The following is a 14,036-nucleotide window of genomic DNA, read 5'->3' as shown; positions in this document are numbered from 1 at the left end:
ATGACACCGCGCAAAACACGGTCGCAAAAATCCCCCTTAAGAGGCGGACTTTTGCGTTCGATTTTTGCGACATGAATTTGGGAGTGATTTCAGTTCGCGATGCTTCCGATGAAAAGTCAGGACTTTTACTGCCCTCCAAATCACAATTGATCAGTGCATCAGAAACAGCGGCAGATCGGCCGCTGCCAAGATCTCCCGAGTTTCATGGCCCATGAGCCATTCTGACCACTCGCTATGGCTGAACGCACCCGTGACCAGAACGTCCGCCTTCAGGCTGTCCGCTGCATGCACAAGCTGTGCGCCAATTGTTTCGTTGGAACGCGCTAGAATCTTCACGTCGGGTTCGACCCCGGAGCTTTGTATCACAGCGCGGAGCGCATCTAGGGCATTGCTTTCGTCTGTGACGCAAAGGGCGCTGACACGATCCGTCGCTGCCAACCATGGCACGGCCGATTTGATTGCGCGGTGGGTCAGTTCGCTGTCTGTGAGGCCAACGGCGATATGCGAAAACCGCACGCGGTCTCCAGATCGCCAGCCCGGCGGAACCAGCAGAACTGGCCGGCGGGCGGTAAAGAGCGCGCTGTGGAAAGCGTCGGAAGCATCCATGTTCCTGTTGTGCGAAAGGACGACAAGCCCGATATCCTCGGTCGTCTCCCGCATGACAGTTTCCGCCTCCGCGCCTGTGATCGTGCGCAACTCTATAGGGGATGCTCCTGGCCGCAGGACTGTGTTCCATTCGCCAAAAGCAGTTTCGATAGCCTCCGCGCGCTGTTGCGCAGAGCCTTCATCATGTTCGCGAAGCTCCTGAATGTCGATTTCCTCAGGGGCAGAAACAAGATGCATCGGGTCTACCATGACATTCAGCGCTTCGATCGATGAGCAGGTCACGGAGGCCGCTGCCATAACCGCCGCATCCAGGGTTCCGGCGACCGTATCGCCTTTAGTCAGCACAGCCAGAATTCTCATGGTATCGTCTCCCGTCATGCCCCGAACCGGGCAGCGCCACCGAGCTCCGCCTCGATTTCCAGAAGCCTATTGTATTTCGAGATCCGGTCGGAGCGGGAAGCCGAGCCTGTCTTGATCTGTCCTCCACCCATGGCCACGGCGAAATCGGCGATGAAGCTGTCTTCGGTTTCACCGGAGCGGTGCGAGATGACGTAGTTCCACCCCGCTTTTCGGCAGAGCTGGATGGCGCTGGCCGTCTCCGTCACGGTCCCGATCTGGTTAAGCTTGATGAGGGCCGCATTGCACGCTTTCTCCTCGATGCCCTTTGCGATGAAGTGGGTATTGGTGACGAGATTGTCGTCGCCGACGATCTGGATCCGATTGCCAAGAGCCTTGGTGATAGCTTTGTATCCCTCCCAATCATTTTCGTCATGGCTGTCCTCGATGGAGACGATCGGGAATTTCTCGACCCAGGTCTCGAACAGGCTGACCATCTCCTGCGATGTCTTATTGCCTTGTCCGCTGCGCTTCAGGCGATAGAGCCCGTCTTCGTAAAATGAGCTGGCGGCGGGATCGAGCGCAATGGCGATATCTTCGCCTGGCCGATAGCCTGCCGCCTCGATCGCGTCGACAATGACCTCGCACGCCTCCTCATTGCTCTTGAGCTTTGGCGCAAATCCACCCTCGTCGCCGACACTGGTGCTGAGGCCGCGCTTTGACAGGATGGATTTCAGGGCATGGAACGTCTCGGCCCCATAGCGGAGGGCCTCAGAAAACGTCGGTGCGCCGTGCGGGTAAAGCATGAACTCCTGGAAATCCATGCCGGAATCCGCGTGCTTGCCGCCATTGAGAACATTCATCATGGGAATGGGCAGATGCAGGGCACCGACGCCACCCAGATACGCGTAGAGCGGCAGGCCGTGGCTTTGGGCGGCGGCGCGACAAAGCGCCTGGGAGACTCCCAGAATTGCGTTGGCGCCAAGCTCAGATTTATTAGGCGAGCCATCGAGTTCGATCATGGCTGCGTCGAGTGCCGCCTGATGCGAAGGATCGTGTCCTTTCAAAAAAGGGGCGATCCGCAGGTTGACGTTGTCGACGGCCTTGCGAACACCCTTGCCGCCGTATCGGCTGGAGTCTCCGTCACGTAGTTCTACCGCCTCATTGGCCCCGGTCGATGCTCCCGAGGGAACGGACGAGGTGCCCACAATCCCATTGTCGAGATGTACGCTGACGCGAAGGGTCGGATTCCCACGGGAATCGAGGATTTCCAAGGCGGTGATGTTTTCGATAAGGGTCTTCATGGATGTGACTCCTGCTGTCGGGTGTAGGCCGTTCTTTTGATGAACCGGCTGTCGCCTAGATCGGGCGATTGGCATCTTCGATTTCTCTTTCTCGGTCTGATCGGAACGACCGGTATTCCCACCGTCCAGATTGTGGGTTTCGCCGTCGCCAGACCTCCTCCAGCCAGAACACGTGATCATCCACCGGTATGACTGGAAACCAGGCATACCACTCACGCCATAGGCACTCTTCATTCAACATCGTGCGTTCCTCCCCCCTTGAAGTTCTTTGATGGTCTCAAGCCCTGTAGGCGACGAGTACGGCTCCTCCCGCGATCATCACGACACCGAGCCAGTTTGGGAGCGTCAGGCGCTCGCCAAGGAACAGCACGGCAAAGACTGACACGAAGACGACAGAGAGCTTGTCGATCGGCGCGACGCGCGCGGCATCACCCAGCTTCAGCGCCCGAAAATAGCAGATCCAGGAGGCGCCGGTCGCAAAGCCGGAAAGCACAAGGAACAGCCAGCTCCTTGTCGAGACCGAAGACGGCTCCTGCCAGTTTCCAGTGATGTAAACCATCGTACCGGCAGCCAGCAGGATGACGATGGTGCGAATGAAGGTGGCGAAGTCGGAATTGACGTTCTCGACGCCGATCTTGGCAAAGATCGCCGTCAATGCCGCGAAGCCCGCAGACATCAGTGCCCAGATCGGCCAGCTTGTGAGGAGGTTTTTCATGTTGCTTGTCCCTGGCCTGTGAAACGCATGAGCATCAGTCCTGCAAACAACCCCGCCATGGAGAGAACAAGCGAGAGGGTGATGTATCCGGCGGCAAGGCCCCATTGGCCACGCTCCCAAAGCGTCACCGCGTCGAGCGAGAATGTCGAAAACGTCGTGAAGCCGCCGAGTAGGCCAGTCGTCAGAAAGAGACGCAATTCCTGTGGCAGGCCAGAACGGACGACGGAGAGTTCGGTCAGGACGCCCATCAGGACAGAGCCAAGAATATTGACGGCCAGCGTGCCATACGGAAAACCGAAGCCATGCATTCGCGCGGCACCAATATTGACGCTATGCCGGAAAACGCCGCCGATGCCTGCACCAAGAAAGACGATCAAATATGCCATGATCAACTCCGTCAGGATGCACTGGCTTTCAGGCCTTCTTCTGCCGCGATCTCATGGCCCAGCACGTCCCAGTGCTCAAGATGCTTGTAGACGATCATCTTGTTCTTAAGGAGGGTGCCATGGGTCCGGCAGAAGTCTTCAAGCTTGTCCCGTGCTGCTATCAGTTCCACGCACATGGTCAGATCCGGATTAGGGATCTCGAAGCCCTCGTCCTGTACCTTTCCGCTATTGGAGTACCCGAAATGGGTGTGGTGAGCCACCGCATTCATGATGCCAGCGGCTTTCGCCTGCAGGACCAGCTCACGATAGAGCGGCTTCGATCCGAACCAGCCACCCTTACCCGGCGTCTTCTCGCGCGGCTTCATATAGATGCGCACCATGCCGATTTCCTTGTAGTGCAGTGTATGTTGGGTCACGATGATGGGCCTTTCGTTGAGCGTTGCGCGCGTTGCAAGCGACCGGAAGCGAACCGTGCCGACCAGATCACCAAGGGTCTGGGCGTTCATGTCGCGCATGTGGCGGACGGAAATATCCGGAGGGATATCGTTAGCGGCGGCCGTCTTCGGCACGCCGACACGCTGGGAGAGATAGATGCTGGAATGGCCGCTGCAGAGATAGGCGACGAAACAGGCGACCGCGATGTAGACGGAATGCGTTGCCCCGAACAGTTCGATGCCCATGATCATGCAGGCGAGCGGCGTGTTGGTCGCGCCCGCGAAGACGGCTACGAACCCGAGAGCCGCAAACAGGTCCGGCGGTGCGCCCAGGACCCCGGCGAGCGCACTTCCAAGCGCAGCCCCGATGAAGAAAAGTGGTGTGACCTCACCGCCTTTAAAGCCCGCGCTCAGGGTGACGATGGTAAACAGCCCTTTCCAGGCCCAGCTCCAGTAGTCGACATGGTCGGGCCGGAAGAAGCCGATGATGGTCGCGTCCTCCGGGTTTGGTGACCAGACGCCGAGGCCGAGATACTCGCGTGTTCCCAGCACATGGACGAGGCCGATCAGGATGGCGCTCGCCAGCACGGGCCGCAGAGGCGCATAAGGCAGAAGAGCCTTATAGGTAGATGAAGCCAGGTGAGAGAGTTCCGCGAAGAAGTGCGCAGCCAGCCCAAAGGCGACCCCTGCGATCACTACCTTGAGCATCAGAAGCGCGTCGAGATGGAACCCGATGCCTTCGCCGATCCCGCCGAGATAGGAAATGGAATACTGGACGTGACCGATGCTCCAGGCATGGCAGGTCCAGTCAGCAACGACGGCCGCCAGAAGAGCTGGCAGCAGCGCCTCGTATTGCATACGGCCAATGGTGAGCACTTCCAGCGCGAAGATCGCACCTGCAATCGGAGTGCCGAAAACCGCGCCGAACCCAGCCGCGATTCCAGTCATCAATAGAATTCGAAAATCGGATGGCGTGAGTTTGAACACTTTGCCGAACGCACTCGCCAGACTGCCCCCGAGCTGGACGGCCGTTCCCTCGCGTCCCGCCGATCCGCCAACCAGGTGGGTCAGAACTGTCGTCACCAAGATAAACGGAGCCATGCGCAGCGGCAGGCCGCCGCCCGGTTCATGGATTTCATCGACAATGAGATTATTGCCGCCTTCGGCAGACTTTCCGAACTTTCCGTATGCCCAGACCATGGCAAAGCCTGCTACCGGCATGAAGAAGATCAGCCATGGAAACTCGAAGCGCAATTCGGTTGCCCTGTCGAGGCTCCAGAGGAACAGGGCGACAAGTGAGCCAACGGCCATCGCCATCGGCACGACGATCACGATCCATTTTGCGAGGCTTCGGACCTGGGTGACGCGAAGACCAAAAAATGCCGAGAGCGCCATCAGATGGACGCTCCCGCAGGTTCACAATTCATCTCAGAATAAGGGTACTGGAATTTTGGCACGACTCTACTCCTTCGCGTGTTGCGCGTTGAGTAGGAGTCATCAGCCCCATCTGGGGAGCGGTTCGGCTTAATGCCCGGCAGAATCCATTACCAGGAGCATCGGTAGCGGCAGCTTGTGGCAATTGTCAATCAGTGACTAGCGTTGGCTGTCGCAATAATCCCAACAAAAGTTAGAATTTATTGCCTGAGTTTTGCAATTGGCATTTTCGCGCCGCTGCTCATGCGGCAATTTTGCCGAAATCTATCCGGCCCGCAGGTAGCGGCATAGAAAGATCGTCTTGACCGCACGGCCGAGTTCGCTCAGCGCCTTGTAGGTTGGGTGCATCACTTCAGCCCGCGCGAAGCGGCGCAGGATCGCCTCCGGATCGGCCGTGCGCGTCTGCGTCGAGGAAGAGCAAAATTTTCATTCTGCTTGGCTTCCCGACGGCACCTACTGAATCGCTCCACTGAGCACGGATCATCTGAGTTTTTAGACGGTCTGTGGGAGTTTCGCGACACGACACCCTTACATGGCATGACGGGTGACAAACCCTAACGACACGGCCGCCATCCAGACCGCCATAGCGATCATCATCAGATTCTCGGTCAGCGAGATGAACCCAAGCGGCACGTTGCTCGATCCTCCAACGCATGCGCATTTGAGCTCGCGCCTGTCGATGTAGACCGCCTTGAAGACGGAAACCGCGCCGATCGTTCCAATGAACAGCGCCACTGGAACAGAAACCCAATTCAGCGCGCCGGCTACCATCAGGATGCCCGCCGCTCCCTCGGCATAGGGATAGATGTAGCTGTACGGCACCCACCGTTTCGCTAGAAGATCGTAGTTGAGGAACATGGTCGCGAATGCTTCCACGTTCTGGAGCTTGAGCATTGACAACACTACCATGGAGAAGGCGATGAACCATTCAGCCGCTCGCAGCGTCAAAGCGTCGCCGCTGACGGCGTAGCTGCCAGCCATCGCGGTGAGAGCCGTCATTGCGAAGAGCACTGCGACAGGCCGATAGGTAGTCGCCTTGGGATCGGGCACCTTTTTTCCGAGGAACCTCCTGGTGTCATCGTAGCCGCCGACCCGATTGCCATCAATGAACACCTGAGGCGTTGTCTGCACTCCATGCTGTGCCTTGAAGGTGTCGACCTCGTCGCGCGTCGTCAGATGGTGATCTTCTACCTTGTAGCCGGACCGCTTGAGGAGGTCCTTTGCCTTCAATCCGTAGGGGCAGGTATGTGCAGCCATAACCATCCGGTAGAGGACTGCCTTCTTTTCATTGTCGCCCGTGCTTGTTCTGTCCAACATTTTGACGTCTCCTTGCGTCTTGTGAAATCGTTGGCATGACTATACATTCCGTACTGTGGTACGGAGTCAACAGCCCATGGACAAGACAATTGGAAAATTTGCCGCCGCAGGCGAGGTAAGTGTCGAAACCATCCGCTTCTACCAACGCCGTGGCCTTCTGCCGACGCCACAGGGACATGAAGGGGTGCGCAGGTACACGCGTGACGATGTGCGCCGCCTCAAGTTTATCCGCCAGGCGCAGACCGCCGGTTTCACGCTGGAAGAGATCAAGCGCCTGCTCGAACTCGATGCCGGAGACGACCGTGCTGCCGCGAGAAGCCTGGCGAGGTCTCGTCTGGACGCCCTGGATGTGAAGATCGCAGAGTTGCAAGCTGCCCGCGAGTCCCTCAACACGCTCGTCGCGGAGTGTGCATCAGGCAAGACTGGACCCTGTCCAATCCTGCATTCCTTCGGCGTATGACCGGTGTCACCAGCGCACGCTTCAGCTCGGCCTCACCGCCATATAGACGTACGGGTTTGAGCCGTCACGGGGTACCGCCATGACATCATATGAAGCCGCGGGGTCCGTTCCCATTCCCATCGATCCCTTGGGCATGCCCGCCACCGCAAGCCCGGCTAAAGCCGGACGCTCCTTCAGGAGCCTTTCGGCCGCCTCAAGCGGGACGTGGCCTTCGAGGTAATAGCCCTCCATCATCGCGGTGTGACAACCGCGAACCTCGTCCGGCACCTTGAGGCGAGCCTTGAATGCGTCCATGTCATCCTCGTCCCGCGTCTCTACCCGGTAGCCTGCCACGCCAAATGCTTTCGCCCACGCGCCGCAGCATCCGCAATAGGGATCCTTGTGGACTGTCATCGCGGCTTTTTGCGCCATGGCGCCTGCTGGAGCCACTACGGCTGCAGCCGAAAGGAAGATGAACTGCCTGCGCCTCATTTTCAGTATCCTCCGTTGCTTGAGCCGTCTCCGGCAGGATTGCCGGAGACGGCAGTTCGATCACTTGATCTGGGTGACGGTGAGCTTTCCGTTCTTGCGCTCGGCGACGAATTGCACCTTCGCACCTTCCTTGAGCTTGGCCAGCATGGCCGCGTCATCCACAGTGAAGACCATGGTCATGGCCGGCATTTCCAGGCTTTTCAGCTCCTCATGGATGAGAGTGACCTTCTTGGTCTTCGCGTCGACCTTTTTGACCGTGCCGTTGGTGAACTCCTGAGCGAAGGAACCGGCTGCGAATGACAGACCGAGGGCTGTGGCGAGGGTGATCGTAACGATGTTCTTCATGATAGTTCCTTTTCGTTTTGAGGTTACTTGGCGGCGACGTTGACGTCGCCGTGCATGCCGGCGTCGTAATGACCGGGGATGAGACAGGCGACCTTGAAGACGCCGTCATTGGTGAACTTCCAGACGATCTCGCCGCTCTTGCCGGGCGCGAGCCGGATAGCGTTCGGATCGTCATGTTCCATCTCCGGGAACTTCTCCATGACAGCCTTGTGCTCCATGACCTTGTCCTCCCGGTCGAGGACGAATTCGTGATCCAGCTCTCCCGCGTTCTTGACAGCGAACACGACCGTCTGGCCCTTGCGGACCTTGAAGCTGTTCGGCGTGAAGACCATCTTGCCGTCCGACGTTTCCTTCATGCTGATGCGGATGGTCTGGGTCGCCTGGGTTTTTTTGCCCGGCTCCCCGACGGCCATCGCTTCGCCGTGTCCACCGGCGTGCGATCCCGATGCCAGGGCAGGGGTGGCGAGTGTGGCGAGCAGTACGGCAAGTAGTGTGATTTTCATGGGGTTGTCCTCAGTTGGTAAGTGATTTTCAGCCGTGGTCGGCATGGTTGGGAGTGATCGTGGTCTTTGCGTCCTTGGCTTTCGGTGCGTCCGGCAGGGCACCGGTCCACTCCCAGGCCTGGGTACCCGGCGGGTTTTCGTACCAGCCCGGATCGTTGTAATCGCCCGCCGAGATGCCCTCGCGGACCTTCACCACCGAGAACATGCCGCCCATCTCGATTGGACCGTGCTTGCCCCAGCCGGTCATCATCGGCACAGTGTTCTCAGGGATTTCCATCGACATCTCGCCCATGTCGGCCATGCCGGCAGTTCCCATCGGCATGTATTCCGGGCGTATCTTGCGGATCTTCTCGGCGACGGTCTTCTTGTCGACGCCGATGAAAGTCGGGACGTCATGGCCCATCGCGTTCATGGTGTGATGCGACTTGTGGCAATGAATGGCCCAGTCACCCGGATACTTCGCATCGAACTCGTAGGCGCGCATGGCCCCCACGGGAATGTCGATGCTCACCTCCGGCCAGCGCGCCTCCGGACGCACCCAGCCGCCATCCGTACAGGTCACTTCGAAGTCGTAGCCGTGCATGTGGATCGGATGGTTGGTCATCGTCAGGTTGCCGACACGTACCCGCACCCGGTCGTCCTTGGACACCACCAGCGGATCGATGCCCGGGAACACGCGGCTGTTCCAGGTCCAGAGATTGAAGTCGGTCATCTCCATGACCCGCGGCACATAGGTGCCCGGATCGATGTCATAGCCGCTGAGCAGGAACACGAAATCCCGGTCCACAGGCATAAACGTCGGATCTTTGGGGTGAATGACGAAAAACCCCATCATGCCCATGGCCATCTGGACCATTTCATCCGAGTGGGGGTGGTACATGAAGGTCCCGGATTTCACGAGGTCGAACTCGTAGACGAAGGTCTTTCCGACTGGGATATGCGGCTGTGAAAGTCCGCCGACGCCGTCCATGCCTGATGGCAGGATCATGCCGTGCCAGTGGACGGTGGTATGTTCGGGCAGCTTGTTGGTGACAAAGATGCGCACGCGGTCGCCTTCAACCGCCTCGATGGTCGGTCCCGGAGACTGCCCGTTGTAGCCCCAGAGATGCGCGGTCATGCCTTCGGCCATCTCGCGCTCGACCGGTTCGGCAACGAGGTGGAACTCCTTGACGCCATCGTTCATGCGGAAAGGAAGGGTCCAGCCGTTGAGGGTAACGACGGGAGTGTAGTCCGGGCCGGTGGTGGGCTTTACCGGCGTCTGGGTCGCCGCCGAATCCATCAGCGCCGCCTCCGGCAGGCCCATGTTGGAGGTCTGTGCCCAGGTCTGGGATGAGACGAGGGCGGCGCCTGCGCCGACCCCCAGTAGCTGTCTGCGATTGAACATGTCTGGTTCCCTTTCTCAGTGACCGCGGCCGGCGGCTTCAGCCGATGCGACCTGGGTTTCTGCTGCAGCTGCTCCCGCGCCGCCGCCGTAGATCGCAGGCGCGAGGTTGGCTTCAGCGAGCCAGAAGTCGCGTTTGGCGTTGACCGACAGTACGACCGAATTGACCTTCTCCCGGCTGTCAGCGAGGAGCTCGAAGGTGTTGGTGATCATGCCGTTGTAGGTGAGGAGGGACTCCTCCTCGATCTTTGTTCGCAGTGGCACGACGCTGTTGCGGTAATGCCGCGCGATGTCGTAGTTCGAGCGGTAGGCTTGGTAAGCGGACCGGGCTTCCGACCGAACGTTGACCGCCTTTTCGGCGAGCAGATTCGCCGCCCGCATATAGGCGAGTTCAGCCTTGCGCAGCCGGGCTTGACCCGAGTCAAAGATGGGGATGACGAACTCCAGCTCCACGTTGCCGGTGGTCCTCTTGATCTTTTCACCGTCCTCAAGCTCGCGCTCGGTTTCAAACCCGGTCAGGATTTCCAGATCGGTCACGAAACGGGTTGCTTTGGTGAGATCCGAAGATTTCGCCGTGGTTGCGAGATCAAGTTTCGCCATCTGCAGGTCGACGCGACGCTGCAGAGCCTCCGCCTCGATCAGGTCACGCTTGAGGATGGTCTTCGGCAGCTGAGGCAGGCGGTTGGGGATTTGGTAATCGATATCCGCCCCCCAAAGACCCATAAGACGGGTCAGCTCTTCCTTGGCAAGACGCGCTTCCAGCCGCGCTTTAGCGACCTGTCCAGTCAGCTCGGCATAGAAGACGTGCTCGCGTGCCTGGCCGCCCTTGGGCAAGGATCCGGCCTCGCCAAGTTTCTTGGCAAGCTCGGATGCCGCGTCCGCTGCGGTCTGAGCCTGGGCAAGCTGGGTTACGTTCTCCCAGGCGGCCACTGCTGTTATCCAGGCTCTGCGTGTCTCGGCTGCAAGCTGCAGCGTGCGCAGCGCCGCCGCAAGCTGGGCCTTGCGGAACCCGGCATCTGCGATCGCCACGTTGCGGCTGTGGGTTGCCAGAGCAAGAATATTGGTCGCAATGACGCCTTCGATCGCTTTATATGCTTCAAGCCCCGGCGTGCCGATGCCAGTGAGGCCAATACCCACCGTCGGATTGGTGAGCATGGTCGACTGCCAGGCGTCCGCTGCAGAATCGCCCAGATCAGCGTAGGCGGCCTGAAGACCCTTGTTGTTGAGCAGCGCCACCTGAACCGCGGTTTCGACATCGATGGTCTTTTTGGACATCATTGCCTTGACGCGCGCTTTCACCGCCTGCGCCTCCTGGCCGTTCTGCACCCACACGGTCTGCTTGCCGGTGGCCTCCGACGTTTTCAGCGATACGGAGGTGAACCCCGCGCCCGTTGCGGAATACTCTGTGATAGAAACGCACCCGCTAAGGATGAGGGGAACCGCAAGTGTGGCTGCGGCCTTAATTGTTCGGCCCCTCATGATGTGCCTCCTTTCGGAGCCTGCGCGTCATTCTGGCCGCGCCACGGTCTGGGATCGACGGGAATGCGGTGGACGTAACCGGTCACTGGTGTGGTGTAGCTCACCGGCTTGACCCCGTAGGCAGGATCGGCCGAGTCGTCATAGGTGGTGACGTCGGTGGATGTGGCTGCGCAACCGCCCAGCAGAAGGGGCAGTGCGACCACGACGTAGAAAGGATTCATGGAAAATATCCAAACAGGAGATGTAACGGCGCGGCGGCTTGCAGCCGTCAGCGCGCGGTCAGCGCCCTAAGGCGGGCAGCGCCTGTTCAGATATTCGGGGGTCTGTTCAAGAGGGTGATCTGGCCGACGTTCTTGCTATCGTCGATAAAATACCGGATCGAGCTTGCGGCCAGGTGTGTTTCAGCCTGATGGCAGTCGAGAAGAGCCATGCTCATGCAGAAGTCCTGGCAGCAGTTCTGCTTGCCGGACTTATCCATGTCGTCGTCGCCAACGTGGTGACCGGACTGCGCTTGATCCGCGTCATGATTAGGCGACGCAAGTTCGTCATGCCCGTGAGACCCGTGTCCGTGGTCGTCTGTGATCGTGGCTTCCGTCTGGAGAACCGACGGACCATGCATTGCGGCGTTCGCATTCGGCAACGTGTAGCCGACCAGCGATATAATGATCGCCAGTCTGAACAAAATCACGATCCTGCCCAACAGGTTGCGAAACACCAGGTCCATTCTCCAAAAACTACCATCGGTAGCGCGATGTCAGTTGCTGATTCGTACGGCGGAATTAAGAATATCCAACGCGCCTTGCGGCTGACTGGATACGCTTTGGTAATTTGTGAGGCTTCCCATGGGGGAAGGTCAAGCCCTGATAAGCGTTCCACCCAAGAACAGAAGTTTTGGAACCTATTCCCTGCCGGACATGTTTCCTCGAAGGAGACGCGAGGATGCAACTGACCTGGAAAATTGCCCGCTTAATGTTGGCCATCATGAGCTTGCTCATGGTGTTGAACCTGATCGAGATGTCCTCCGCGTCAGCTCATGGTCACACCGGCTGTCCCGCCATGCAATCCTCCGACCATTCTAACCGCCCTCATCCGGACAGTCATGGCACGTCCGTCTGTTGCTCGGTAGCCTCGTGCTGCCCCCTTCTCCCAACACTGATGACGCCGGTGTTGCCGCCAGCGCCGGAGAGAAGACCTCACGCCACTGTCGAGGTCGATACAGCTCTGCTGCTGGTACGCGCGATCGACCCGCCTCCTCGACGCGGATGGGCATGAAATAACCCCCATCCAACCAAGGAGAATCAACATGAAAACTTTTACCCTTACGCTGGCATTAGCCAGTTCCCTTACGTTCACTCTTGCTTCGGCAGCAGTTGCCGCCGACCCCATGGCCTATCCCGACAAATGCAAGTCTGAAATGTTTTCTGGTGGCGACATGGCCATGCAGGGCAATCAGATGGCGGGAATGGAAGCCCACCAGATGGAGGCGATGGATGGCATGAAGGCCATGAATATGAACATGATGCAGGGCATGATGAAGAAGGACGCGGATGTTGCCTTCGTCTGCGGAATGATCGCTCATCATATGGGTGCAATCAGCATGGCCCAGGTCGAGCTTAAGCATGGTGACAATGTCGAAGCCAAGGCCAAAGCCCAGAAGATCATCGACGACCAGTCGAAAGAAATCAAGGAACTGACCGCCTGGGTCGACAAGGAGGTCAAGTGATGCACCACATGTCTCCGGAAATGAAGACCTGCATCGACAACTGCTTGGCCTGCTATACCGAGTGCCTGTCGATGGCGATGGCCACTGCTTGGAAATTGGTGGCCAACACACAGAGCCGAAGCACTTCAAGCTGATGATGGCCTGCGCAGAGATGTGCCGTACGTCGGCCCATTTCATGCTGATTGGTTCCGAACATCACCGGCATGTGTGCCGGGAATGTGCGGAAATCTGCAAACAATGCGCGGACGATTGCGAACGAGTTGGCGACATGGAAGCATGCGTTGCCGCGTGCCGCAAGTGCGCGGAAAGCTGCGCACAAATGGCGGCATGATTGAAGCGGGGGAGGGTCAACTGCCCTCTCCCGATATGATGCCCCGACGTTAGCTTTCCGTAGCACAGACTTGCGGCTCGCCACGCGCGCCTTAGGCGCAGTGCAAATGTCTAGCCACGACAAGTAAGGATACCAAAATGAGCTATAGCCGCTTTGCAGCAATGATAGCGACATCGACCCTCGTTATGTTCGGCTTGATGTATTTGAACACCTATGCCGCTGACCACATTTGGTTCAGCCAGACGCGGGCGTGGATGGCCCTGATGATGGGCGCGGTGATGGCCTTCATCATGCTTGCGTTCATGTTGAAAATGTATGACCGCAAACAGGTCAACGCCGCAATTTTTATATGCAGCGTCGTTGTTTTCGCGGGTTCGTTGTGGCTCGTGCGTAGTCAAGAAACCGTCAGCGATGTTTCTTACATGAAAGCGATGATTCCTCATCATTCTATCGCCATCATGACTAGCGAGAGAGCGCATATCCGCGACCCGCGCGTCCGGAAGTTGGCCGACGGAATCATAGATGCCCAGGTGAAAGAAATTGGCGAGATGGAGAAGCTAATCGCTGACATCGAGGCCCATCCCATACCCGATGCCGCCCCCCAAATACTCCCCCGTTCTCTGCAGTGAACGTATCTTTTTCAAGACCTCATATAACCATAATGGCTTTTCATGCCGCTCCCAACGTCGCACGGCTATCGAGCGCAGAGAAACCAGGGCGATTAAATTGCCGCGAATCTCCTGACTTTTCAATGGAAAAATGCGGCTGACATCGCGCTCAATTCGTGTCGCAAATGTCGGTCCAGCATCAC

General features: G+C 58.4%; 17 protein-coding genes, 2 pseudogenes and 1 riboswitch. Of the genes and pseudogenes, 4 read left to right on the top strand and 15 right to left on the bottom strand.

Features of this window, described 5'->3' with window-relative positions:
- Positions 1–150: 150 nt before the first annotated feature.
- The 8 genes and pseudogenes from JZX89_RS28360 to JZX89_RS28330 all read right to left on the bottom strand — a co-directional run bounded on the left by JZX89_RS28360 (position 151) and on the right by JZX89_RS28330 (position 6,532).
- Positions 151–966, bottom strand: a complete 816-nt coding sequence (locus JZX89_RS28360) for a universal stress protein (RefSeq protein ID WP_207136126.1) — start codon at positions 964–966, stop codon at positions 151–153.
- Between the two features lie 14 nt (positions 967–980).
- Complete coding sequence (eno, locus tag JZX89_RS28355; RefSeq protein WP_207136129.1) at positions 981–2,246, bottom strand: phosphopyruvate hydratase; 1,266 nt, start codon at positions 2,244–2,246, stop codon at positions 981–983.
- Between the two features lie 55 nt (positions 2,247–2,301).
- Positions 2,302–2,487: a hypothetical protein gene (locus tag JZX89_RS28745; RefSeq protein ID WP_246746823.1), complete on the bottom strand. Its 186-nt coding sequence runs from the start codon at positions 2,485–2,487 to the stop codon at positions 2,302–2,304.
- A gap of 36 nt (positions 2,488–2,523) precedes the next feature.
- Entirely contained in the window at positions 2,524–2,961 is a 438-nt protein-coding gene (locus JZX89_RS28350) for an EamA family transporter (RefSeq protein ID WP_207136125.1), read from the bottom strand.
- Positions 2,958–3,347: a fluoride efflux transporter CrcB gene (crcB, locus tag JZX89_RS28345; protein WP_207136124.1), complete on the bottom strand. Its 390-nt coding sequence runs from the start codon at positions 3,345–3,347 to the stop codon at positions 2,958–2,960. The genes JZX89_RS28350 and crcB overlap by 4 nt, the downstream gene beginning before the upstream one ends.
- An 11-nt stretch (positions 3,348–3,358) precedes the next feature.
- The gene (locus tag JZX89_RS28340; RefSeq protein WP_207136123.1) at positions 3,359–5,176 is read right to left on the bottom strand and encodes a voltage-gated chloride channel family protein; all 1,818 of its coding nucleotides are present in this window, start codon (positions 5,174–5,176) and stop codon (positions 3,359–3,361) included.
- Positions 5,177–5,262: 86 nt separating this feature from the next.
- Positions 5,263–5,339, bottom strand: a riboswitch (Fluoride riboswitch).
- A 152-nt stretch (positions 5,340–5,491) separates the two neighbouring features.
- Positions 5,492–5,620: pseudogene (locus JZX89_RS28335) on the bottom strand (Tn3 family transposase); the annotation flags it as partial.
- A 123-nt stretch (positions 5,621–5,743) separates the two neighbouring features.
- Positions 5,744–6,532 carry a glutaredoxin family protein gene (locus JZX89_RS28330; protein ID WP_207136122.1) on the bottom strand — a complete coding sequence of 263 codons (789 nt, stop codon included), beginning with the start codon at positions 6,530–6,532 and terminating at the stop codon, positions 5,744–5,746.
- 55 nt (positions 6,533–6,587) lie between these two features.
- On the opposite strand from JZX89_RS28330, the gene JZX89_RS28325 reads away from it, so the two are divergent.
- Positions 6,588–6,992, top strand: a complete 405-nt coding sequence (locus tag JZX89_RS28325) for a MerR family transcriptional regulator (protein WP_207136121.1) — start codon at positions 6,588–6,590, stop codon at positions 6,990–6,992.
- A 21-nt stretch (positions 6,993–7,013) separates the two neighbouring features.
- On the opposite strand, the gene JZX89_RS28320 is transcribed toward JZX89_RS28325, so the two are convergent.
- From JZX89_RS28320 to JZX89_RS28290, 7 genes are all read right to left on the bottom strand, one after another.
- Positions 7,014–7,463 carry a DUF411 domain-containing protein gene (locus JZX89_RS28320; RefSeq protein WP_207136120.1) on the bottom strand — a complete coding sequence of 150 codons (450 nt, stop codon included), beginning with the start codon at positions 7,461–7,463 and terminating at the stop codon, positions 7,014–7,016.
- A gap of 60 nt (positions 7,464–7,523) precedes the next feature.
- Positions 7,524–7,808, bottom strand: a complete 285-nt coding sequence (locus tag JZX89_RS28315) for a copper-binding protein (RefSeq protein ID WP_207136119.1) — start codon at positions 7,806–7,808, stop codon at positions 7,524–7,526.
- Positions 7,809–7,831: 23 nt separating this feature from the next.
- Positions 7,832–8,311, bottom strand: coding sequence for a cupredoxin domain-containing protein (locus JZX89_RS28310; protein WP_207136118.1), 480 nt, complete (start codon positions 8,309–8,311; stop codon positions 7,832–7,834).
- Positions 8,312–8,339: 28 nt separating this feature from the next.
- The gene (locus JZX89_RS28305; RefSeq protein ID WP_207136117.1) at positions 8,340–9,695 is read right to left on the bottom strand and encodes a multicopper oxidase family protein; all 1,356 of its coding nucleotides are present in this window, start codon (positions 9,693–9,695) and stop codon (positions 8,340–8,342) included.
- A gap of 15 nt (positions 9,696–9,710) precedes the next feature.
- A complete protein-coding gene (locus JZX89_RS28300) occupies positions 9,711–11,171 on the bottom strand; it encodes a TolC family protein (protein WP_207136116.1) in 1,461 nt (486 codons plus the stop codon).
- Positions 11,168–11,392, bottom strand: a complete 225-nt coding sequence (locus JZX89_RS28295; RefSeq protein WP_207136115.1) for a hypothetical protein — start codon at positions 11,390–11,392, stop codon at positions 11,168–11,170. Before JZX89_RS28295 ends, JZX89_RS28300 begins: the two co-directional genes overlap by 4 nt.
- Positions 11,393–11,478: 86 nt before the next feature.
- The gene (locus JZX89_RS28290; protein WP_369809635.1) at positions 11,479–11,886 is read right to left on the bottom strand and encodes a hypothetical protein; all 408 of its coding nucleotides are present in this window, start codon (positions 11,884–11,886) and stop codon (positions 11,479–11,481) included.
- Between the two features lie 588 nt (positions 11,887–12,474).
- Here JZX89_RS28290 and JZX89_RS28285 point away from each other — a divergent pair.
- The 3 genes and pseudogenes from JZX89_RS28285 to JZX89_RS28280 all read left to right on the top strand — a co-directional run bounded on the left by JZX89_RS28285 (position 12,475) and on the right by JZX89_RS28280 (position 13,854).
- Complete coding sequence (locus JZX89_RS28285; RefSeq protein ID WP_207136114.1) at positions 12,475–12,894, top strand: DUF305 domain-containing protein; 420 nt, start codon at positions 12,475–12,477, stop codon at positions 12,892–12,894.
- Positions 12,894–13,225 (top strand): annotated as a pseudogene (locus JZX89_RS28740) (four-helix bundle copper-binding protein). Before JZX89_RS28285 ends, JZX89_RS28740 begins: the two are co-directional and overlap by 1 nt.
- A gap of 137 nt (positions 13,226–13,362) precedes the next feature.
- Positions 13,363–13,854: a DUF305 domain-containing protein gene (locus JZX89_RS28280; protein ID WP_207136113.1), complete on the top strand. Its 492-nt coding sequence runs from the start codon at positions 13,363–13,365 to the stop codon at positions 13,852–13,854.
- Positions 13,855–14,036: the final 182 nt, after the last annotated feature.

It is taken from the genome of Agrobacterium burrii, assembly GCF_017313405.1.
Taxonomy (GTDB): Bacteria; Pseudomonadota; Alphaproteobacteria; order Rhizobiales; family Rhizobiaceae; genus Agrobacterium; species Agrobacterium burrii.
The sequence above is the reverse complement of the archived record's forward strand: the minus strand, read 5'-3'. Positions and strand labels throughout refer to the sequence as shown.